The organism is Luteococcus sanguinis (assembly GCF_039527675.1).
In the GTDB taxonomy this organism is placed as follows: domain Bacteria; phylum Actinomycetota; class Actinomycetes; order Propionibacteriales; family Propionibacteriaceae; genus Luteococcus; species Luteococcus sanguinis.
Genome location: NZ_BAAAKI010000004.1, coordinates 161,436 through 182,692, shown reverse-complemented (window position 1 = coordinate 182,692; position 21,257 = coordinate 161,436). Strand labels below are relative to the sequence as shown.

General features: G+C 68.8%; 16 protein-coding genes and 1 pseudogene. 5 read left to right on the top strand and 12 right to left on the bottom strand.

What is annotated here, in order from left to right; genetic code table 11:
* Positions 1–191: 191 nt before the first annotated feature.
* On the bottom strand, positions 192–1,532 hold the full coding sequence (locus tag ABD089_RS04540) for a dipeptidase (RefSeq protein WP_343885028.1): 1,341 nt from the start codon (positions 1,530–1,532) through the stop codon (positions 192–194).
* A gap of 333 nt (positions 1,533–1,865) precedes the next feature.
* Here ABD089_RS04540 and ABD089_RS04535 point away from each other — a divergent pair, with 333 nt between their 5' ends.
* The gene (locus ABD089_RS04535; protein WP_343885027.1) at positions 1,866–3,194 is read left to right on the top strand and encodes an IS110 family RNA-guided transposase; all 1,329 of its coding nucleotides are present in this window, start codon (positions 1,866–1,868) and stop codon (positions 3,192–3,194) included.
* Here the strand turns inward: ABD089_RS04535 and ABD089_RS04530 are convergent.
* Complete coding sequence (locus tag ABD089_RS04530) at positions 3,172–4,410, bottom strand: chloride channel protein (protein ID WP_343885026.1); 1,239 nt, start codon at positions 4,408–4,410, stop codon at positions 3,172–3,174. The genes ABD089_RS04535 and ABD089_RS04530 overlap by 23 nt on opposite strands.
* Positions 4,411–4,442: 32 nt before the next feature.
* Complete coding sequence (locus ABD089_RS04525; RefSeq protein WP_343885025.1) at positions 4,443–4,583, bottom strand: hypothetical protein; 141 nt, start codon at positions 4,581–4,583, stop codon at positions 4,443–4,445.
* A gap of 111 nt (positions 4,584–4,694) precedes the next feature.
* Here ABD089_RS04525 and ABD089_RS04520 point away from each other — a divergent pair, with 111 nt between their 5' ends.
* A complete protein-coding gene (locus ABD089_RS04520; protein WP_343885024.1) occupies positions 4,695–5,906 on the top strand; it encodes an amino acid aminotransferase in 1,212 nt (403 codons plus the stop codon).
* An 85-nt stretch (positions 5,907–5,991) separates the two neighbouring features.
* On the opposite strand, the gene purL is transcribed toward ABD089_RS04520, so the two are convergent.
* The 4 genes from purL to pepN all read right to left on the bottom strand — a co-directional run bounded on the left by purL (position 5,992) and on the right by pepN (position 13,487).
* Positions 5,992–8,262: a phosphoribosylformylglycinamidine synthase subunit PurL gene (gene purL, locus ABD089_RS04515; RefSeq protein ID WP_343885023.1), complete on the bottom strand. Its 2,271-nt coding sequence runs from the start codon at positions 8,260–8,262 to the stop codon at positions 5,992–5,994.
* A 74-nt stretch (positions 8,263–8,336) separates the two neighbouring features.
* On the bottom strand, positions 8,337–8,543 hold the full coding sequence (locus ABD089_RS04510) for a CstA-like transporter-associated (seleno)protein (protein WP_343885022.1): 207 nt from the start codon (positions 8,541–8,543) through the stop codon (positions 8,337–8,339).
* Positions 8,543–10,813 carry a carbon starvation CstA family protein gene (locus tag ABD089_RS04505; protein ID WP_343885021.1) on the bottom strand — a complete coding sequence of 757 codons (2,271 nt, stop codon included), beginning with the start codon at positions 10,811–10,813 and terminating at the stop codon, positions 8,543–8,545. Before ABD089_RS04505 ends, ABD089_RS04510 begins: the two co-directional genes overlap by 1 nt.
* A 100-nt stretch (positions 10,814–10,913) precedes the next feature.
* Positions 10,914–13,487 (bottom strand): aminopeptidase N, encoded by a 2,574-nt coding sequence (gene pepN, locus ABD089_RS04500; protein ID WP_343885020.1) that lies wholly within the window; start codon positions 13,485–13,487, stop codon positions 10,914–10,916.
* A gap of 57 nt (positions 13,488–13,544) precedes the next feature.
* Between pepN and ABD089_RS04495 the strand changes: the two genes are divergently transcribed.
* Complete coding sequence (locus tag ABD089_RS04495; protein WP_343885019.1) at positions 13,545–14,459, top strand: N-acetylglucosamine kinase; 915 nt, start codon at positions 13,545–13,547, stop codon at positions 14,457–14,459.
* A 7-nt stretch (positions 14,460–14,466) separates the two neighbouring features.
* Here the strand turns inward: ABD089_RS04495 and purQ are convergent, their stop codons facing one another.
* Positions 14,467–15,144, bottom strand: a complete 678-nt coding sequence (purQ, locus tag ABD089_RS04490; protein WP_343885018.1) for a phosphoribosylformylglycinamidine synthase subunit PurQ — start codon at positions 15,142–15,144, stop codon at positions 14,467–14,469.
* Between the two features lie 3 nt (positions 15,145–15,147).
* On the bottom strand, positions 15,148–15,396 hold the full coding sequence (purS, locus tag ABD089_RS04485) for a phosphoribosylformylglycinamidine synthase subunit PurS (protein ID WP_386769115.1): 249 nt from the start codon (positions 15,394–15,396) through the stop codon (positions 15,148–15,150).
* Between the two features lie 77 nt (positions 15,397–15,473).
* Between purS and ABD089_RS04480 the strand changes: the two genes are divergently transcribed.
* Entirely contained in the window at positions 15,474–16,388 is a 915-nt protein-coding gene (locus ABD089_RS04480) for a DMT family transporter (RefSeq protein WP_343885017.1), read from the top strand.
* A gap of 16 nt (positions 16,389–16,404) precedes the next feature.
* Here ABD089_RS04480 and ABD089_RS04475 read toward each other — a convergent pair whose 3' ends face one another.
* From ABD089_RS04475 to ABD089_RS04465, 3 genes and pseudogenes are all read right to left on the bottom strand, one after another.
* Entirely contained in the window at positions 16,405–17,439 is a 1,035-nt protein-coding gene (locus ABD089_RS04475; RefSeq protein WP_343885016.1) for an adenosine deaminase, read from the bottom strand.
* 11 nt (positions 17,440–17,450) lie between these two features.
* Positions 17,451–18,317 (bottom strand): annotated as a pseudogene (locus ABD089_RS04470) (phosphoribosylaminoimidazolesuccinocarboxamide synthase); the annotation flags it as partial.
* Between the two features lie 18 nt (positions 18,318–18,335).
* Complete coding sequence (locus tag ABD089_RS04465; protein WP_343885015.1) at positions 18,336–19,211, bottom strand: hypothetical protein; 876 nt, start codon at positions 19,209–19,211, stop codon at positions 18,336–18,338.
* A 129-nt stretch (positions 19,212–19,340) separates the two neighbouring features.
* Between ABD089_RS04465 and ABD089_RS04460 the strand changes: the two genes are divergently transcribed.
* Positions 19,341–21,122: an alpha-amylase family glycosyl hydrolase gene (locus ABD089_RS04460; protein ID WP_343885014.1), complete on the top strand. Its 1,782-nt coding sequence runs from the start codon at positions 19,341–19,343 to the stop codon at positions 21,120–21,122.
* Positions 21,123–21,257: the final 135 nt, after the last annotated feature.

The window sequence follows — 21,257 nt, the reverse complement described above, 5'->3', positions numbered from 1 at the left end:
CCCCCGAGCTGTGGTGGGCCACTCAATGCCCCTTGAGGACTGGTCCCCTCGCTTCCCCCGAAGCTGTGGGACCGCGCCCGGCTCCAAGGTCAATCATGACCCATAGGGGCCGTCCATGTCTCCCAAGGTTCACTTTCCGTTCAGGACTTCAGCCCCACTTCAGCTACCTCAGTGATTCAGTTCTCCAGCTTTCAACTGTTGGCAAGGTGCGCCAGCAACAGAGCCTCGGCCAGGGCCGCCTTCTTCAGGTCGCCCAGGTCTTGGGACTCGTCGATGCCGTGCGGCCGTCCGTCCGGATCGGCCACGGCGGTGACCAGGATCTCGGAGCCGGGGAAGGCGGCCTGGAAGTCGGCCAGCATGGGGATGGAACCGCCACAGCCCACCTGCACCGGCGCCACGCCGAAGGCCTGGGTGAAGGCGGCGTCGGCTGCCTCGGCCAACGCACCCCGGTAGGGCACGACGCAGGGCTGGCCCGTCTCGCCGGCGGTCACGTTGACCTGCGCGCCCCACGGGGCGTGCGACTCGAGGTGCCGGGTGAGGGCAGCGAGTGCTTCGTCGGCATCGTCGCCGGGGGCAACCCGCAGGCTCACCTTGGCGCGGGCCACCGGAGCGAGGGTGTTGGACGCACTGGCGACGCTGGTCGCATCGATCGCGATCACCGAGACGGCCGGCTTGGCCCAGATCTTGGAGACCGTGGAGCCCTCACCCAGCCATTGCACGCCGTTCAGGATGCCGGTGTCGGCTCGCAGCCGCGCCTCGTCGTAGTCGAGGTCGGGCACCTGGCCGGTCTTGAGGCCCTCCACGGCCACATTGCCCAGGTCGTCGTGCAGGGTGGCGAGCAGCCGGCACAGCGAGGTGAGCGCGTCGGGCACGACACCGCCGAAACCGCCGGAGTGCAGGGCATGGTCGAGGGTGCGCACCTCAACGACGCAGTCGCAGATGCCGCGCAGGGCGGTGGTGACCGAGGGCTGGCCAACCTGCCAGTTGGTGGCGTCGCAGATCACGAAGACGTCGGAGCGTAGCGCGTCCGCGTGCTTGGCCATGATCGCGGCCAACGACGGTGACCCGACCTCCTCCTCGCCCTCGATGAAGACGGTGACGCCGACCGGGGGCTTGCCCTCCCAGGCACGCAGGGCTGCCAAATGGACGGCGATGCCGGCGGTGTCGTCATTGGCGCCGCGGGCGTAGAGACGTCCGTCGCGTTCCGTGGGCTCGAAGGGCGGGGTGGACCACAACGACAGGTCGCCCGTGGGCTGGACGTCGTGGTGGGCGTACAGGCAGATGGTGGGATGCCCTTCGGGCGCCGGGAAGCGGCCGATCACGGCCGGCTGGCCGCCCTCGGCGACGACCTGGACGTCAGGACAGCCCACGCCGCGCAACAACCCGGCAACGGTCTCGGCCGAGCGGGTCATCTCGTCCGCCTTCTCGGGCAGGGAACTGATCGACTCGATCCGGAGCAGGCCAAGGTAGTCGTCCATCACGGACGGCCAGATGGCATCGAGGTGGGTCGCAAGCTGTGCGGAATCGGTCATGGGCGCGACTCTAGCGAGCGCGTCCGACATTTAGCCTGACGGTGGGTCCGTGGGCGGTCGAGCGTTCCGACCGGGACACGTGGTGATCCCTGGCATCTGAGTGGTCGCCCGCGGACTCGGTGTCTGGTCGAGCGGTGTCCCTGTTCGGGAACTTGGAGCCAGCCGGCGTGCGGGACTCCTGCTTAGAGAATGTCTGGGCCGTGGCCGCGGTGGTCAGTCACCTGGGAACCCGAAAGTGACTGACAGGAGGACGCCGATGGCGTTGACATTGGGAATCGACGTGGCCTGCCGGGCCGCGCATCAGGCCACGCTCGCGGTCGACGGCAAGACCGTGTGGCGGGCAGGAAGTTCTGGACCCGACCGGCTGATCTGGAGCGGCTCTGGGACGACCTCGACCTGGCAGAGCCGGGCGAGCTGACCGTGGTGGTTGAGCCGACCAGGAACGCGTGGATCGTGGTCGCGGAGTGGTTCCGCCGCCGCGGCGCAACGGTGGTGATGGTCCCGACCACGCAGTCCTCGGACCTGCGCAAGTACTACTCCAAGCACACCAAGAACGACCGGATCGACTCCGAGTTGCTCGCGCGGCTGCCGCTGCCGCATCCCGAGGGGCTGCGGCCCTACTCCGGCCAAGGGCCGGCCGATCCGCTGCGCAGGTTGACCAGGCAGCGCTCGACGATGGTGAAACGTCGCACCGCGGTCTACGCACGACTCGACACGCTGACCGAGCTGCTCGGCCCGGCCTGGTACGAGGCCCTCAACGCCCGCTATGGCATCGCCGCGTTGGAGTTCTTGGCCCGCTACGCCGATCCGCACGCGGTGATCCGGCTCGGCCAGGCCCGCCTGGCACGGTTCCTGATCGCCCGTTCCCGCGGCGCGTGGCGCGAAGACCGGGCCGCCGCGTTGATCGTCGCAGCCAAGGAGACCCTCTCGTTGTGGACCCTTGATGACGGCAGCGACGGGATGGACTTCGCCGAGCTCGCCGCCGACATCGCCCACGAGGCCGAGCAGGCACTGTTCCTGACCGGTCAGATCAAGGAGATCGACGAGCGGATCGCGAACCTCTACGCCGATGCCGACCCCGACGGGATCGTCGCTTCAGCGCCAGGGGTCGGGCCGGTCATCAGTGCCGTGATCGCCGGCCGGATCGGTGACCCGCACCGGTTCACCTCCCTGGCTGCGATCCGCGCCTACTCCGGTCTGGTGCCGAAGGTCAGCCAGTCCGGGGTGTCGAAGGTCGAGTCCTCGATCACCAAGGCCGGTGACCCGCTGCTGCGCGAGATGCTGTTCGCCGCTGCTGACCAGGCCCGCAAGGTCGACCCGCAGATCGCGGCGAAGTACCAGCGGCTCATGGCCGGCGATCGGCACCACTCCTCAGCGGTCTGCCACCTGGCCACGACCATGCTGACCCGGATCGCGACCTGCATGCGCACCGGCCAGCACTACGTCCTACGCGACGTCGACGGCACCCCGATCACCGAGGCCGAAGGCCGCGCGATCGTCAAGGACCGCTACCAACTCCAACCGCGCCGCCGCGACAACGTCCGGCACCAGCGGATGCGCGAACGCCGCAAGCAGGCGGCGGGCCAGGAGTCACAGGAGTCGCAAAGCGCTCCAACATCCCAGCCCGCCTCCACCAAGCCTACGAGCCGCCAAGTGGCTTGACGTTCCTTAGGAACTCAGTTCTGGTGACCACTCGGGTACAGGCGGCAACCAGCAACCCGACCACGGCGAGGGTCCAGTGGGCGCGGGTGAGTTCCCACACGAAGGCGGAGGCGAACAGCGGGGCCCGCTGGGTGCAGGTGAGCACCACGACGCCCGCGAGCAGCGCGGCCCAGGCGACAGGTTGCCCGGCCAGCAGGGCCACCACGACACCGGTCGCGGCACCCACGCCCAGCGAGGGCATCAGCAGACCGCCGGCGGCGCCGGCGGCGAGGTGTCCGCTGGTGAGGCTGGCCTTGGCCACCACCAGCACCAATGCGGTCTGCACGCCGAAGGATCCCAGCAGCGCCATCTCGACCAACTCGCGGCCATTGCCGGCGACCTCTGGCCGGACGATCTCCACCAGACCGGTCAGCGCACCGGCCGCCACCAGGGCGGCCACCAACCACGGGCCGGGGATGGGCCGCCGCCGTCCGACGAAGCGGGTGAACCAGGCGAACACCAACCCCACCGGGAGCGCGGCCAGGGCGGCCCCGGCTGCCACGGCGATGGTGTGAGCGTCCGGCCTGCTGGTCAGCGCGGGTGTGACGTGCAGCGCGGGGCCGGTACCGACGAACTGGCTGGCGGCGGCAACGGCACCGAAGCTCACCGGGAGCGCAAATGCGGCCGCCCGCCAGCTGCGGCGGCGTAGCACGACCTCGAGGGCAAAGGCGGCTCCGGAGAGCGGGGTGAGGTAGACGGCGGCCAGGCCAGCGCCGGCGGCGGCGGCCACCAGGAGATCCCGGTCGCGCCGCTCGAGCCTCGTCCATGAAGAGATGCGGTCAGCCGCGGCGGCGGCGAGTTCGCGGGGTGCGCCCTCGCGCCCCAGCGACGATCCGGACCCGACGAAGACGACCTGGTTGAGGGCGTCGACGAGGGTGCTCCCCACGTGCATCGGACGGTGACCGCGGATGGATTCGGCCGCGCCCACGAGTCGTCCGCGGGAACGGACCCACCACCACGACAGCCCACAGAGCAGCCCGGCGACCAGCGGGACCAGCACCCGACGCCATGCTGGCACATGGGGCACCATCGGCACGATCGCGTGCCCCCACTGCCCGTAGCCGACCCACTGGACCACGCGGAGCAGTTCCACCATCGCGACACCCACGGCGCCGGCGACCAGGGCGGTCGCCGCAACGGCCGAACACAGGCGCGGCCAGTGGGCAGAGGCGGTCACACGGCTGATGCTACGCACCGGCCCCAGCTCGCTCAGGCGCAGGGGCTGGGCGCCGCCTCCCAGTGCCATGACTCCGGCTCGTACTGGTGGATCCCGGACTGGGCCGTGGCCACCTGGGCGCCGGCGGCCAGAAAAGTGCTGAGGAGGGCAGCTGCGGCGCGGGGTCGGGTCATGTGCCCAGTCCACCATGAGGGCCGCGCGGGGCGCACCATGGAACACCCACGCCGAGGTGTGCAGGCCATGGAAGGATGGGCGGCGAAGCCCTCACTGTCGAAAGGTGACCCATGTCCATCTTCGAGTCCGTCCCCATGGCTCCCCGCGACCCGATCCTCGGCCTGACCGAGGCCTTCAACGCCGACCAGAACCCCAAGAAGGTCAACCTCGGTGTCGGCGTCTACCAAGACGCGACGGGCAAGCTGCCGGTGCTGGACTGCGTGAAGACCGTCGAGCAGAAGATGGGCACCGAGCCCAAGCCGCGCGGCTACCTGCCGATCGACGGCTTGCCGGCCTTCACCGCCGAGGTCGCCAAGCTCGTCCATGGTGAGGATGCCGCCGAGATCGCGGACGGCCGACTGGTCACCGTGCAGACCCTGTCGGGCACCGGCGCCCTGCGCGTCGCCGGCGACTTCCTGCACCAGGTGAACCCCGGCGCGAAGCTGCTGCTCTCGGACCCCTCCTGGGAGAACCACCAGGCCGTGTTCACCCGCGCCGGCTTCGAGGTGGACACCTACCGCTACAAGGCTGCCGACCGCGACGGCGTGGACTTCGACGGCATGCTCGGCGACCTGCGCGCCGCCGAGGCCGGGACAGTCGTCGTGCTGCACGCCTGCTGCCACAACCCCACCGGCTATGACCTGACCGGTGAGCAGTGGGACCAGGTGGTAGAGGTGATCACCGAAGGCGGGCTGTTCCCGCTGGTCGACATGGCCTACCAGGGTTTCGCCTCCTCCCCCGAGGAGGACGCGGCGGTCATCAAGAAGTTCGTCGCCACCGGCAAGCCGCTGATCAACACCGTGTCGTTCGCGAAGAACATGTCGCTCTACGGTGAGCGCGTGGGTGCTGTGCAGGTGACCTGCACGGACGCGGATGAAGCCAAGCGCGTGCTCAGCCAGCTCAAGGTGCTGGTGCGCACCAGCGTCTCCAGCTCCCCTACCCACGGCGCCGCGGTGGCCGCGGCGATCATGTCGGAACCCGAGCTCAAAGCCCAGTGGCTCGACGAGCTCGCCGGGATGCGTGACCGGATCAAGTCGATGCGCCGCAAGCTGGTGGATGGCCTGGCCGGCCAGGGCATCACCCCCGAGAACGGCAAGCGGGACATGTCGTTCATCGCCGACCAGGTGGGCATGTTCAGCTACTCGGGCCTGAGCAAGGACCAGATGGTCGAACTGCGCGAGAAGTACGGCGTCTACGGCACCGACAAGGGCCGCATCTGCGTGGCGGCGCTGAACGACAACAACATCGACTACGTCTGCGAGTCGATCGCCAGGGTCATCTGAGCTCCGAGGCCGCGAACCGGGGTTGGGTTGAACCGCTGTCGGTACAAACCAACCCCGGACAAACCAACCCCGGTTCGCGATGTTGTCAGCTCTGGGCGGGGTTCGCGGACATCGCCGCAGGGATTGGGGCCTCCCAAGCCTGGCGCAACTCGTCCAGACCCACCTCGAACTGGCCGCGGACCTCCAGCGTCCCGGTGCCCAACACCTCGCCCAGACGAATCAGCGCCACACCGTGCTCGGCGCAGAGTTGCCTCATCCGAGCCAGCGAGGAAGCGGGCAGGGAGACCAGCGCTCGAGCCGCCGACTCGCTGAACAGCTGCACCGTCGCATCGCCCTCGGGCAGGGTCACCGAGACGCCCATGTCACGGCGCAGCGCGCCCTCGACCAGCGCCTGCGCGAGGCCACCATCGGCCAGGTCATGCGCCGAGCTGAGCAGCCCCTCCGCCGAGCAGGCCTGCATCACCTTGGCCAGCGCGATCTCTGCGTCGAAGTCGGGCATTGGCGGGATGCCGCCGAGGTGGTCGTGGACGACCTCGCTCCACGCCGAGCCACCCAGCTCCTCCTTGGTCTCGCCCAGCAGGAAGATGCCGTCACCCTCGTGGGCGAAGCCCATCGGGATCCGCTTGGTGACGTCGTCGATCACACCGAGCATGCCGACCGTGGGGGTGGGCAGGATGTTGTCACCATTGGTCTGGTTGTAGAAGCTGACGTTGCCGCCGGTGACCGGTGTACCAAGCTTCTGGCAGCCCTCCACCAGGCCCATGATCGCCTCCAGGAACTGCCACATCACCTCGGGGTCCTCCGGGGAACCGAAGTTCAGGCAGTCGGTGATGGCGACCGGCTCGGCTCCCGTGACGGCGACATTCCGGTAGCTCTCGCACAGGCTCAGCTGCGCGCCCAGGTAGGGGTTCAGGAAGGTGAAGCGTCCGTTCGCGTCGGTCGCCAGCGCGATGCCGAGGTTGGTCTTCTCGTCGATGCGCAGCATGCCCGAATCCTCGGGCTGCGCCAGCACCGAGTTGCCGCGCACATAGCGGTCGTACTGGCTTGTCACCCAGGACTTGTCGCACAGGTTCGGCGAGCCGACCATGGCGAGCAGCTGGCCCTTCAACTCGTCCCCGCTGTCGGCGCGCGGCAGATGGTTCGCGTCGTTGGCGTTGACCTCGTCGATCCAGGCCGGACGCGCGATCGGACGCTCATAGGTCGGGCCCTCATGCGCGACCGTCTTCGGGTCGACGTCCACGATGGTCTCACCGTGCCAGGTGATGATCAGCCGATCGCCGTCGGTGACCTCGCCCACCACGGTCGCCAGCACGTCCCACTTGCGGCAGATCTCCAGGAAGCGCTCGACCTTGTCGGGGGTGACGACGGCCATCATGCGTTCCTGCGACTCGCTCATCAGGATCTCTTCGGGCGAGAGCGTGTTGTCGCGCAGCGGGACGACGTCCAGCTCCACCCGCATGCCACCGTCGCCGGCGCTGGCCAGCTCACTGGTCGCGCAGCTGATGCCAGCGGCGCCGAAGTCCTGCAGGCCACCGATCAGGTCTTCGGAGAAGAGCTCCAAGGTGCACTCGATCAGCAACTTCTCCATGAAGGGGTCGCCCACCTGCACCGACGGACGCTTGACGGGGCCGTCGGCCTCGAAGGTCTCGGACGCGAGGATGGACGCGCCGCCGATGCCGTCACCACCGGTGGCGGCGCCGTACATGATCACCTTGTTGCCGACTCCCGTCGCCTGGGCGCGCTTCACGTCGTCGTGGCGCATCAGGCCGACGCACAGGGCGTTGACCAGCGGGTTGCCGAGGTAGCTCTTGTCGAACACGACCTCACCGCCGATGTTCGGCAGGCCGAGGCAGTTTCCGTAACCGCCGACGCCCGCCACCACACCGGGCAGCACGCGCGCGGTGTCGGGGGCGTCAAGGGGCCCGAAGCGCAGCGGGTCCATCACGCCGATCGGGCGGGCGCCCATCGCGAGGATGTCACGGACGATGCCGCCGACGCCGGTCGCGGCGCCCTGGTAGGGCTCCACATAGGACGGGTGGTTGTGGCTCTCGGCCTTGAAGGTGACCGCATAACCCTGACCGATGTCGACCGCACCGGCGTTGTCACCGATGCCGGCGAGCAGGGGCCCACGCGGGGTCGTCTGCTCCAGCACTGAGAAGCGCTTGAGGTGCACCTTGGACGACTTGTAGGAACAATGCTCGGACCACATGACGGAGTACATGGCGAGCTCGGCGCCGGTGGGGCGTCGGCCAAGGATCTCGCGGATCCGGTCGTACTCGTCCGACTTGAGCCCGAGCTCGGCCCAGGGCTGCTCGACGTCGGGGGTGTTCCAGGCATTCTCAACGGTGTCGGCCACGGGGACAATCTAGCGGTTCGGGGCGGTGGGACGGGCCTGGGCCCATCCCACCGCCGGCCCCACCAGTGGAGCGCTCAGCAGCACCGTGAGCCGGGGTTGAACTCCAGTCGGTTCATCTCGTGGCGCCAGAACTGCTTGACGTCCATCGGCTCCCCCGGCTGGGAGGTGGTCTGGTGCCACTGCAGGTAGCGCTCGTACTTGTCGGCGCCCAGCACCCCGCGACTGAACCGGACCACGCTGCGCCAGCGTTCCCGCATCGCGACGCCTGTCAGCTCGCCCATCAGTGGCCCGTCCGCACCAGGTGCGCGTCGGGATGGGACGCGTAGAACTCGTCCCACTGCCGCTCCAGTTCCTTCTCCGCGGCACTGGCCCCGAGGCCGGCCGGGGCGTAGAGCTGGGCCGGGAGTGCCGGATCCTCGCTGCTGGCGGTGCCACCGGCCTGGACTGCCTGGATGGTGCGGGCGATCGCGAAGGCGAGGACGATCAGCGTGCACACCACGAACAGCACCGACAGGCAGCCCTGCACCATCGTGTTGAAGCTGACTGCCGCCATCTGGTCGGGGTTCTTCGCGGCACCAAGCGAGGTCTTGCCGGCCTTGATCGCGTCGGCGTACACTTTGTGGTTGGCGAAGTAGCCGATCTTCGGGTTGGACGAGAAGATCTTGAGGTAGCTGCCGTAGACGGTCACGATCGCAGTGAAGACCAGCGGAACGAGGATGATCAGCAGCGTCTTGCGGGCACCCTTGCGGGCGAAGATCACCAGGCAGATGCTGAGCGCCAGCGCCGCCAGCAGCTGGTTGGCGATGCCGAACAGCGGGAACAGGGTGTTGATGCCGCCCAAGGGGTCGGTGACGCCCATGATCAGGATCGATCCCCAACCGGCCACCATCGCCGCGGTCGTCAGCCAGGCACCAAGGTGCCAGCTGGGGTCACGGAAGCGGGGGTGGAAGTTGCCCAGGGCGTCCTGCAGCATGAAGCGAGCGACGCGGGTGCCGGCATCGACGCTGGTGAGGATGAACAGCGCCTCGAACATGATCGCGAAGTGGTACCAGAAGCTCATCATCGCGGTGCCACCGAAGACCTGATGCATGATGTGCGCCAGCCCAACGGCCAGCGTCGGCGCGCCGCCGGTGCGCGAGACGATCGAGTGCTCGCCGACATTCTTGGCGGTCTCGGTCAGCGTCGCGGCATCGACGTGGACACCGGTCAGGCCAAGGGAGTTGACGTAGGCGACGGCTCCTTCGACGGTGCCCTGGGTGGCGCCTGCGGCGGAGTTCATCGAGAAGTAGATGCCGCGGTCGATGCTGACGGCAGCGACCAGGGCCATGATCGCGACGAAGCTCTCCATCAACATGCCGCCATAGCCGATCAGGCGGGTCTGGCGTTCCTTCTCCACCATCTTCGGCGTCGTGCCGGAGGCGATCATCGCGTGGAAGCCCGACAGGGCTCCGCACGCGATGGTGACGAACAGGAAGGGGAACAGCGAACCGGTGAACACCGGGCCGTCGCTGCGGTGCGCGAACTCGCTGATGGCCGGCACGGTGATCGTGGGCTGGACGACGACGATCGCCAGCGCCAGCATCACGATGACACCGACCTTCATGAAGGTGGACAGGTAGTCGCGTGGCGCCAGCAGCAGCCAGACGGGCAACACGGCTGCGATGAAGCCGTAGATGATCAGGCACCAGGCGACGGTGGGCTTGTCGAGGTGGAACCAGGCCTCGCCCCAGCCGGTGCGCGAGACATAGCCGCCGCCGATGATCGCCCCGAGCAGCAGTACGCAGCCGATCACCGAGACCTCCATCACGCGCCCAGGCCGCAGGTAGCGCAGGTAGACGCCCATGAACAGCGCGATCGGGATGGTCATGCCGACGCTGAACACGCCCCAAGGGCTCTCACCGAGCGCGTTCACGACGACCAGCGCCAGGATCGCGATGATCATCAGCATGATCGACAAGGTGGCCAGCAGGGCGGCGGCCCCGCCGATGGGGCCAAGTTCGTCCTTGGCCATCTGGCCCAGCGAGCGCCCGCCGCGGCGCATGGAGACGAACAGCACCAGATAGTCCTGGACGGCGCCGGCGATGATGACCCCGACGATGATCCAGATCGTGCCGGGCAGGTAGCCCATCTGCGCGGCCAGCACGGGGCCGACCAGTGGTCCGGCGCCGGCGATTGCGGCGAAGTGATGACCGAACAGGATGCGCCGGTCGGTTGGTGCGTAGTCGTGGCCGTTGTAGGAGTACTCGGCCGGGGTGGCGCGGCGGTCGTCCGGCTTGACCAGCGCCTTCTCGATGTAGGTCGCGTAGAAGCGGTAGGCGATCAGGTAGCTGCACACCGCGGCGAAGACGAACCAGATGCCGTTGATGGACTCGTCCCGCGCGAAGGCGATCATCGCCCAGGCCACGCCCCCCAGCAGCGCGATCGCACCCCAGATGACGACCTGCTTGACGGTGAGCTTGCGCTGCCGCTCGACCTCCTCGTCCGGCAGTGCCACGGGGGGCAGGTCGTCCGGCAGGAGTCGAGGCTCGGTGGTCTCATGGTGGTGGGTCATGCGGTCCTCGTCAGGGAATCTGGTTGCAGCCGTGCAACCGGACGACCGCTCTGGCGTCCGGTTGCCAACCTAGACCTCCACTGGCGCAGCCACCAAGGGTTCATGCCCCCAACAGCACCGCCTGCGCCTGCCGCACCCGGCGAGCGCGCAGTGCCTGGTCCTGGCCCTCGAGCACCAACCGCCTCAGGGCACCGGGGGCATCGGGATGCGCCGCCAGCCAGGCGCCGGCCAGCTCCGGTGCGTCCTCGGTCGGCGGGAACAGGCCCCGGACGAGGCGCTGCGCGATCTCGAGCGCGTGCGAGCGCCAGGTCTGTTCCAGCCCGTCGAACCAGTCCTCCGAGAAGCCGCGCACCAAGTCGTCCTGCCCGGCGACCGTGAGACCCGCCACCAGCGCGTCGACCTCGTCGTTGGAGTTGCCGCGCGGGGTGTGGACGCGCTGCCAGGCGGCGGTCTTCACCGCGGCGTCGGGACGCGAGGTCTGCGCGGCCAGGGCTTGCACGCGTCCGCCAGCCGAGGGGTCAAGTTTTCGCTCGGCGGACAGGGCGCCGTCGTCCATCCGTCCCTGCGCGACCAGTGCCTGCACCCCGGCCCAGCGCAGATCGGTGCCCAGTTCAAGACCTTGGGTGCGCGTGGTGGGGTCGAACTCGCGCTGCACCGCATCGGCGAGCGTGGGATCGTCCACGGCCGCCCGGGCGACGGCCCGCGCCCAGACGAGTTGCTGGTCGCTGCCGGGGGTTGCTCCACGAAGCCCGTCCAGCAGACCCTGTGCGTGGGCTGCACGCAGCTCCTCGCGAGCCTGCGGGGGCAGGAAGCGCGACAGTGCGGTCCAGCAGTTGCCGAGCAACTCGGTCAAGGTGGCCGAATCGGTCTCGGCGGGCGCGTGCGCCATCACGCCAGCCAGGTAGTTGGCGACCGGCAACCGTGCGTCCCGCGTCATGTTCCACAGCGACGACCAGACCAGGGCACGAGCCAAGGGGTCCCCCAGCGCCGACAGGTGGTCCAGCGCGGTGCGCAGGCTGCGTCCGTCCAGACCCACCTTCGCGTAGGTGAGGTCGGTGTCGTTCACCAGCACCAGGTCGGGGGCCTGCAGTCCGACGGCGTCCAGCACCGCGGTGGTCCCGGTGCCGTCGAGTTCCACCCGCAGCAGTTCATCGCGCAGCAGTGCTGCCCCCTCGAAGCGGTACAGGCCGACCGCGAGGCTGTGCGGCCGCCCGACCGCAGCCCCGGTGCGCGCATCGAGCGACTCCTGGTGCACTGCCAGGCTCTCGATCTTGCCGCCGTCAGTGAGCAGCTCCGGGACAAGTTCATCCGGACCCGCGGTCTGCAGCCAGGCCCGCGACCATGCTCCCAGGTCACGCCCGGAGACGTCCTCCAGCGCGCGCAACAGGTCGCCCAGGCGGGCGGAGGAGAAAGCGTGCTGGGTGAAGTAGGCGCGCGAACCGGCGAGGAAGTTGTCCAGCCCGACGAAGGCCACCAGCTGGCGCAGCACCACCGCACCCTTTGCGTAGGTGATCCCGTCGAAGTTCTGCGCGGCCGCCTCCAAGTCGGTGATGTCGGCGACGATCGGGTGCGTGGTCGGCAGCTGGTCCTGGGCATAGGCCCAGGCCTTGCGACGTCCGGCGAAGGCCACCCAGGCCTGCTCATATTCGGTGGCCTCGACGCTGACGTGCGCGCCCATGAACTCCGCGAAGCTCTCCTTCAGCCACAGGTCGTCCCACCAGGCCGGCGTGACCAGGTCACCGAACCACATGTGCGCCATCTCGTGCAGGATCGTGTTGGCGCGGCCCTGCCGCTGCGCGCGCGTGGCGGCGGAGCGGAAGACATACTGCTCGGTGAAGGTCACGCAGCCCGGATTCTCCATCGCGCCCAGGTTGTACTCGGGAACGAAGATCTGGTCGTACTTGCCCCACGGATAGGGCGTCCCGAAGTTGGCGTCGTACCAGTCCATGCCCTGCTTGGTGACGGCCAACACCTCGTCCGCCTCGACGAAACGGGCCAGGCTCTGGCGTGAGTACAGACCGAGGTCGACCTCGAGGCCGGTCGGGGAGGTCCAGGCGTCCTGCGCGACGCGGGCCCACTCCCCCGCGCAGAGGACGGTGAGGTAGGTCGAGAGCTTCGGCGTCGGTGCGAACTCGTGCCGGGAACCACCGTCGGGGGCCGCGATGACCGAGGTCGCTGGCTGGTTGCCGAGCACCGTCCAGCCCTCGGGTGCGAGGACGACGAGGTTGAACACGGCCTTCAGGTCGGGCTGCTCGAAGTTGGCGAAGACCCGGCGGGAGTCGGCCGGTTCGTACTGCGTGTAGAGGTAGGTGCGCTGGTCCTCGGGGTCGACGAAGCGGTGCAGTCCTTGGCCGGATCGCGAGTAGGTGCCCCGCCCGGTGACGGTGACGACATTCGTGGCGTCGGTCCGCAACCCGTCCAGCGGGATGCGCGCCCCGTCGTAGCGGACCTCGACGGGCTCGTCGTTGACGACGACGGAATCGACCTCCCCGTCCAGCAGGTCCAGCCAGGTGTCCGCGGTGCTCGCGTCGAAGGTGATCGTGCTGGTGGTGTCGAACATCGGCTGCGCGGCATCGGTGGCCCCACGGACGTCGACGATGACGTCGTAGGCGTGGACGACGATGCTGGCAGACCGCTGCGCGGCCTCCTCGCGGGAGAGGTTGGCGGAAGTCATGGGGAACACCCAACCACAGCCCACTGACACTCCTGGGCGGGGCGTAGGCTCCCGCCCATGAGTACCGCCACCGTCGTAGCCGTCGACTCCGGACAGAGCGGCATCCGGGCCCGTGCCACCCGCGACGGGCAAACCCTGCTGGAGTTGGAACTCCCCGGGATGCGCACCGACCTCGACGTCGTCGACCAGCTGGCCGACGTGGCCGGCGCGGTGGCGGGAAAAAATGTCGTCCCCGAGGTGCTGGCGCTGGGTTCGACCGGGCTGACCGAGACCGACACCGCCGCCGAACTGCTGTCATTGGCGCGCAAGCACGGCGTGCGCGAGGTCTACCTGGCGCACGACTCGATCACCTCCTATGCCGGGGCCCTGGGTGCCGATCCGGGCGCCATCTGTGCCACGGGCACCGGCACCGTCACGCTCGCAGTCGGCGCGACCGACACGGCCCGGGTCGACGGCTGGGGCTGGCTGATGGGAGACATCGGCTCGGGTTTCTGGGTCGGACGAGCGGGTCTGGACGCCGCGATGCGCGCCCATGACGGACGGGGACCAGCCACCGGGATGCTGGACCTGGTCAAGCAGGAGTTCTCCTCGGTCGAGGGGGCCTACATCGAGATCCAGGCCGACGCCGGACGTGTGGCGCGCGTCGCCTCCTATGCCCGCCGGGTGCTGGACCTCGCCGCGGAGGGCGACGGACCCTGCCAGGAGATCGCGGTGCGAGCCGGCCAGGAACTGGCGCTGTCGGTCGCGACCGCACTCAAGCGGGTGCAGCACCTGGACGCCCCGCAGGTCGTCGGCATGGGCGGGATCTTCCGCTCGGCCGAGATCACCCAGGCCCTCACCGAGCACCTCGTGACCCTGGTGCCCGGAGCGCGCGTGGTCGAACCGCGTGGGACCAGCCTTGACGGCGCCGCGGAACTGCCGCTGCTCCCGGACGGGCACCCCCTGCTCGCCCGGGTCGACGTGGCCCGGTAGGCGTGCCTCAGACGCGCGAGCCGAGGAAACCGAGCACGGAGCTGAAGAACTTGCGCCCGTCCAGCGAGGGGCCGGTGAGCTCCTCGACATTGTGCTCGGGGTGCGGCATCAGGCCGACGACATTGCCACGGTGGTTCGTGATGCCGGCGATGTCGTGATTGGACCCATTGGGATTGCCGTCGATGTAGCGGAAGACCACCTGGTTGTTGCCCTCGAGGCGCTTCAGCGTCTCCTCGTCGGCCTGATAGTTGCCCTCGCCGTTCTTGAGCACGATCGTGATCTCGTCCCCGGCGGCGAAGTCGCAGGTCCACACGGTGTCGGACGACTCGACGCGCAGCCGCTGGTCCTTGCAGACGAAGTGGCGCTGCTCGTTGCGGATCATCGCGCCCGGCAGCAGGTGCGACTCGCACAAGACCTGGAAGCCATTGCAGATGCCCAGCACCGGCATGCCCTTGTTGGCCGCGTCGATGACCTCGGTCATCACGGGCGAGAAGCGGGCGATGGCACCACAGCGCAGGTAGTCGCCGTAGCTGAAACCGCCGGGCAGGATGACCGCGTCGACACCCGACAAAGAGTCGGACGCGTGCCACAGCGGCACCGCCTCGGCGCCGCACAGCTCGACCGCGCGCAGCGCGTCATGGTCGTCGAGGGACCCGGGGAAAGTCACCACGCCGATGCGTGCCACGGCTCAGTTCCCCTCGTCGACGCGGACGTCGAACTGTTCGATCACGGTGTTGGCCAGCAGCTTTTCCGAAGCTTCGCGGAGCTGGTCGAGACGAGTCTGGTCGAGCTCACCTTCGACCTCGATCTCGAACCGCTTGCCCTGCCGCACGGACAGTCCCTCGTAACCCAGCCGCTGCAGGGCTCCGGTCACCGCCTTGCCCTGGGGGTCCAGGATCTCGGGCTTGGGCATCACATCAACGATCACTCGCGCCATGGCAGTGATCCTAGCGGCCGCCCGCCCCCCGGAACGCCACCGACCAGCACCCACCGGGGCGCCTAGGGTGGCTCGGTGTGACCAGCCCCCACCACGCGAACGCCCGGCACGCGTCCCATCAGCCAGGCCGCGCCCGTGCGGTGGCACTGACCATCGCCGGCGCCGCGCTGTGGGGCACCACTGGCACCTCGCAGGCGCTGCTGCCGGGGCATCCCTCCCCCGTCGCTGTTGGCGGTCTGCGCGCGCTGATCGCGGGCACCGCGCTGTTGGTCCTCGCCCTGTTCCGTGGAACGTCGTGGCTGCGGCAGGTCTTCGGTCGCGGCCACCTGGGCTGGCTGGCGCTGGCCGGCCTCGGCGTCGCGGGCTACCAGCTGACCTTCTTCGCGGCGGTCAGCCGGGCCGGGGTGGCCGTCGGGACGCTCGTGATGCTCGCCACCGCGCCGGCCGTCGCCGGTCTGGCCGGTTGGGGACGAACGGGGATCCGGCCCTCCAGGGCCTGGCTGGTCGCCACCCTGGTCGGGCTGTCGGGTGCGGCGCTGCTGGTGCTGGGCGCGGGATCCGTGGCCAGCCCGGACGCCATGGGACTGGCGCTGGCGGTGGCTGCCGGTGGGTTCTTCGCCACCTACACCGTCGCCAGCCGCGAACTGGTCGTCGAAGGGCTCGACCCGATCGCGTTGACCGCGAGCATTTTCCTCGTCGCCGGCGCCATCCTGATCGGCCCGCTGCTCGGCCAGGACCTCTCCTTCGTCTCCCAGCCCCGCTCCCTGTGGGTGCTCGCTTGGCTCGGCCTGGCCGCCACCGCCGGCGCATACATGCTCTACCAGTTGGGGATGCGGCGCGTGGACGCAGCCCAGGCCGCCACCTTCGCGCTCGCGGAGCCGATGGTGGCGAACCTGTTGGCCGTCCTCGTGCTGCGCGAACCCTTCACCGCGGTGATGGGGCTGGGGCTGGTGCTCGTCCTGGCTGGGCTGGGGCTGCTGGGATGGGCCTGACCTTCTGTCCAAGCGCTCAGTCAGCGACGGGGGCGGCCAGCCAGTCGTCCACCTCGGCTACCCAGCGCTCCTTGTCGGACGGGCTGGCGAGGCTCGCCCAGATCGACGAGCGGGCCAGGCCGGCCAGTTCCGCGTCGGAGAAGCCGTGCACCTCCCGCGCGAAGCGGTACTGGTCGGTGAGCCGGCTGAGGAAGATCAGCGGGTCGTCCGCCCCGAGGGCCACCAGCACACCCGAGTCGACCAGCCGCCGCAGCGGCACCAGGTCGGGGTGCTCGTAGACGCCGAGCTTGAGGTTGGACGCAGGGTTCACCTCCAGCGCGATCGAGCGCTCGGCGAGTTCGGCCAACAGTGCCTCGTCCTCAACCGCCCTCACGCCGTGCCCGATCCGGGTGGGGTGCAGGAAGTCGACGACCTCCCGCAGGTGGTCGGCACCGCGCAGCTCACCACCGTGCGGGACGGATGCCAGCCCGGCCTTCGCGGCGATCCGGAAGGCAGGCTCCCAGTCGGGCGTGCTTCCACGCGTCTCGTCATTGCTCAGGCCGAAGGCGACCACGTCGCCCGGACCCTCGCCGGCATGTTTCGCCGCCAGCCGGGCCAGGCCGCGCGCATCCAGCGGGTGGTGGGTGCGGCTGGCAGCCACGACCACCGCCACCTGCGTGCCCTCCTCGGCCGAGGCCAGCCGCGCCTCGTCACAGATGATCTCCAGCGCCCCGGCCGGGCCGCCGACGTTCTCGCCGTAGCTGGACGGATCCACCTGGATCTCCAACCGCCGCGAGCCCTCCGCCGCGTCCTCGCGCGCCGCCTGCCGGATGATCGTGCGCAAGCCCCATTCGCCGCGCACCACTGAACGCGCCCGGTCATAGCTGCGCTGGAACCGGAACCAGCCGCGCAGGTCCATCGGCACCTCCCCGGCGATGTCGTCGGTCAGCCGTTCGGGCAGCTCGACGCCCTCGTGCTCGGCCAACTGCACCAGCGTCGGGATGCTCATCGAACCGGTGAAGTGCAGGTGCAGGTGCGCCTTGGGCAGCGCGTCCAGGTCGCGACCCGTCAAGCGAGCTCTGTTCCGACCAGACGGCGGTAGGCCTCCCGGTAGCGCTCGGCGGCCGCGGTGACGACCTCGTCCGGGAGCGAGGGCGGCGGGGTGTCGCTGCCGCGGTCCCAGCCGGACTCGTTGGCGAGCCAGTCGCGGACGGGCTGCTTGTCGAAGCTGTCCAGTCGTCCGGCCTGCCAGGCCTCGACATCCCAGAACCGGGACGAGTCGGGGGTGAGCACCTCGTCGCCCAGCACGATCGTGCCGTCGGCACGTCGTCCGAACTCGAACTTGGTGTCGGCCAGGATGATGCCGCGCTCGCGGGCGATCTGCTCGGCGCGGGCATACACGTCCAGGGTCAGCGCACGAATGGCCTCGCCGGTCTCACGTCCGACCTGGGCGACCATGGTCTCGAAGTCGACGTTCTCGTCGTGCTCGCCGACAGCAGCCTTGGTGGCGGGGGTGAAGATCGGTTCCGGCAGCCGGGAGCCGTCGTGCAGGCCCTCGGGCAGCGGCACCCCGCACACGGAGCGGGTCTGCTGGTACTCCGCCCATCCCGACCCGGACAGGTAGCCGCGGGCGACGCACTCGACCGGGATCATCTCGAGTTTCTCGCACACGATCGCGCGTCCAGCGACCTGCTCGGGGACGTCGGTGGAGACGACGTGGTTGTCGACGATGTCGTGGAGCTGGTCGAACCACCACCGGCTCAGCTGGGTGAGCACGACGCCCTTGCCGGGAATTGGCTTGTCGAGGACGAAGTCGAAGGCCGAGATGTTGTCGGTGGCGACCATCAGCATCCGGGCGGGTTCACCCTTCCCGGTGCCCTCGAGCGCGTACAGTTCACGCACCTTTCCGGCGTGGATCAACGGCAGACCAAGGGATTCGTACTGGCTCACCGGGCCAGCCTAGTGGGCTCACCACTCCCACAGCAGGCTGTGGATCCCGACCGGCACGTCCAGGCGCACCAGTTGCGCCAGGCCGCAGGGTGCCCTCACTGCGACGGCGTCGGGCGTCTCGAAGCCCAGATCCTCGTCCAGGCCGCGGCTGTACCCGATGATTCGTCGCGGCAGGTCCCGGCTCTCGAACTGCACCTCCAGCACCAACTCGTTCAACTTGGAGGTGGCGAGCTGGAGCGCGGTGGCGGGTTCGTGGCCCTGGGTCCAGCTGGTCATGTACTCGTACATCACCAGCTCGCCCTGGCGCAGCGGGCGCGGCAGCATCATCTCGGTTAGCACCAGGTTGTGTTCGGGAACCTCGTAGACCGTCCCCACCCTGCAGCTGCCCAGGCCTTCGATGGTCTGCGCCGCCTCACCGGCCGATCGGTCCACGGTCGCGACCAGAGGGAAACGGTCGGTGCCGTCGGCGACGCACTGGACGACATTGCGCACCAATTCTGAACTCTCGGTGCGGTCCCGGCCGACCTTGAGGCTGACATGGGTGGACAGCTTCTTCAGCGCTTCCGCCGACAGGCCCTGGCTCTGCAACAGCTGTTCGACCACCTCGGGCAGGCTCTTTGCGGCCGCCGGCCTCCAGCGGCGGCGCGTGGGCTGCGCGGGGGCCGCCGAGCTGAGATGACCGGGAGGCACCTCGAGCACGTGCTCCAGTGCCGCGATGATGTACTGGCTGTTGGCGCGGGTCGGCTGCGAGCGTCCGTTCTGCCAGTAGCTCAAGGTGGCGACGCTGACGGTGATGCCCATTTCGTCGAGGCGGTGCCTGATCCGCTCAAGCGTGAGCCCGCGCGCTCGGATCGCGTCCGTGAGCAGGGTGGCGAAGCTTTCGTGCCCAGGCACGCTTCCTCACCTCCTGAAGACATCCAGTCAGCTGACCCGAACCACCCTAGTTGGTTGTGACCGAGCCGACAGGCCGCCCACCGGCGGGACCGCTATCGTCTGCGTGCAGGCCAACAAACAGGAGGACACATGACAGCGCAGCTCGCCGGGATGGGTGCGATTCCCTTCGACCAGGGAGTCGCCTTCCGGGTGTGGGCTCCCAACGCCCAGGCCGTCACCGTCAAGGGTGACTTCAACGGCTGGAGTGAGGACGCCAACCCGCTGACCGACGAGGGCAATGGCTACTGGTACGGCGTCGTGGACGGCGCCAGGGCCGGGCAGGAGTACAAGTACCACCTGCGCAATGGGGACGACTGGTTCGACCGGAACGATCCCTATGCGCGCCGCGTCACCAACTCCGTGGGCAACTCGGTGGTCGTCGACCACTCCGCCTACGACTGGCAGGGCGACTCCTTCGCGTGCCCTCCGCACAACGAGTTGGTGATCTACGAGCTACACGTCGGTTCGTTCAACTCCCCCGGCGACGGTGCGCTGGGCAATTTCGACTCGGTACTCCAACGCCTCGACCACATCATCGATCTGGGCTTCAACGCCGTCCAGCTGATGCCGGTGATGGAGTTCGCCGGCGACCGTTCCTGGGGTTACAACCCGGCGCACCCCTTCACCGTCGAGTCCGCCTACGGCGGCCCGGATGGCCTGAAGGACTTCATCCGCGAGTGCCATCGTCGCGGTCTGGCGGTGCTGGTGGACGTCGTCTACAACCACTTCGGGCCCAGCGACCTCGACCTGTGGCGCTTCGACGGGTGGGGCGAAAACGACAAGGGCGGCATCTACTTCTACAACGACTGGCGCTCGTCCACGCCGTGGGGTGACACCCGTCCCGACTACGGACGCGGCGAGGTGCGCCAGTACATCCACGACAACGCGATGATGTGGCTGGAGGACTACCACGCCGACGGCCTGCGCTACGACATGACGGTCTACATCCGCACTGCGAAGGGCGGTTTCGACGACATCCCCGAGGGCTGGAGCCTCATGACCTGGATCAACCAGGACATCCGGGCCAAGTTCCCGGGGAAGATCCTGATCGCCGAGGACATGCACTCCAACCCCGACCTGGTCGGCGCGGAGGAGGGCCAGGCGGCCTTCCACTCCCAGTGGGACGCCGGTTTCGTGCACCCGCTGCGTGCGGCGATGGGTGCCTTCCAGGACTCCGACCGTTCGATGGCCGACATCGCTGGTGCCATCGGGCACATCTACGACGCCGAGGCCTTCCGTCGTGTGATCTACACCGAGAGCCATGACGAGGTCGCCAACGGCAAGGCCCGCTCGGTGACCGACATCAACCCCCACGACCAGCAGGGCTGGCACGCCCAGAAGCGCACCACCCTGGGTGCTGCCGTCACGCTGACCAGCCCGGGCATACCGATGCTCTTCCAGGGTCAGGAGTTCATGCAGGGCGGCTTCTTCTCCGACGACCGTCCGCTGGACTGGACACTGAATGACACCTACCCCGGCATCGTGGCCCTGCACCGCGACCTCATCCGGCTGCGCCGCAACTGGACCGACGAGACCCGCGGCCTGTCCGGTCAGGGCTTCAACGTCTTCCACACCAACGACGACTTCAAGGTCATCGCCTGGCACCGCTGGAAGGAGCACGGCACCGGGGACGACGTCGTGGTGGTGATGAACTGGTCAGGCGAGATGCGCGGCGGCTACCGGATCGGCCTGCCCGCGGGCGGCACCTGGAAGTTGCAGCTCAACTCCGACGCGAAGCTCTACTCCGACTCCTTCGGCGTCGGCCAGGCCTTCGACCTGGTGGCCGAGGATGATGACCAGGACGGCTACGCCTACTCAGCCGCCGTCGACCTGGCGCCCTACTCGGTACTCGTCTACTCCTGGCAGGGCTGAGCCGGACGCTGTACCGAGAACGCTGTACCGAGTCGGACGCTGTACCGAGAACGCTGTACCGAGTCGGACGCTGTACCGAGAACGCTGTACCGAGTCGGACGTTCTTCTGGGCTAGACCCTGAGCTGCGCCAGCCA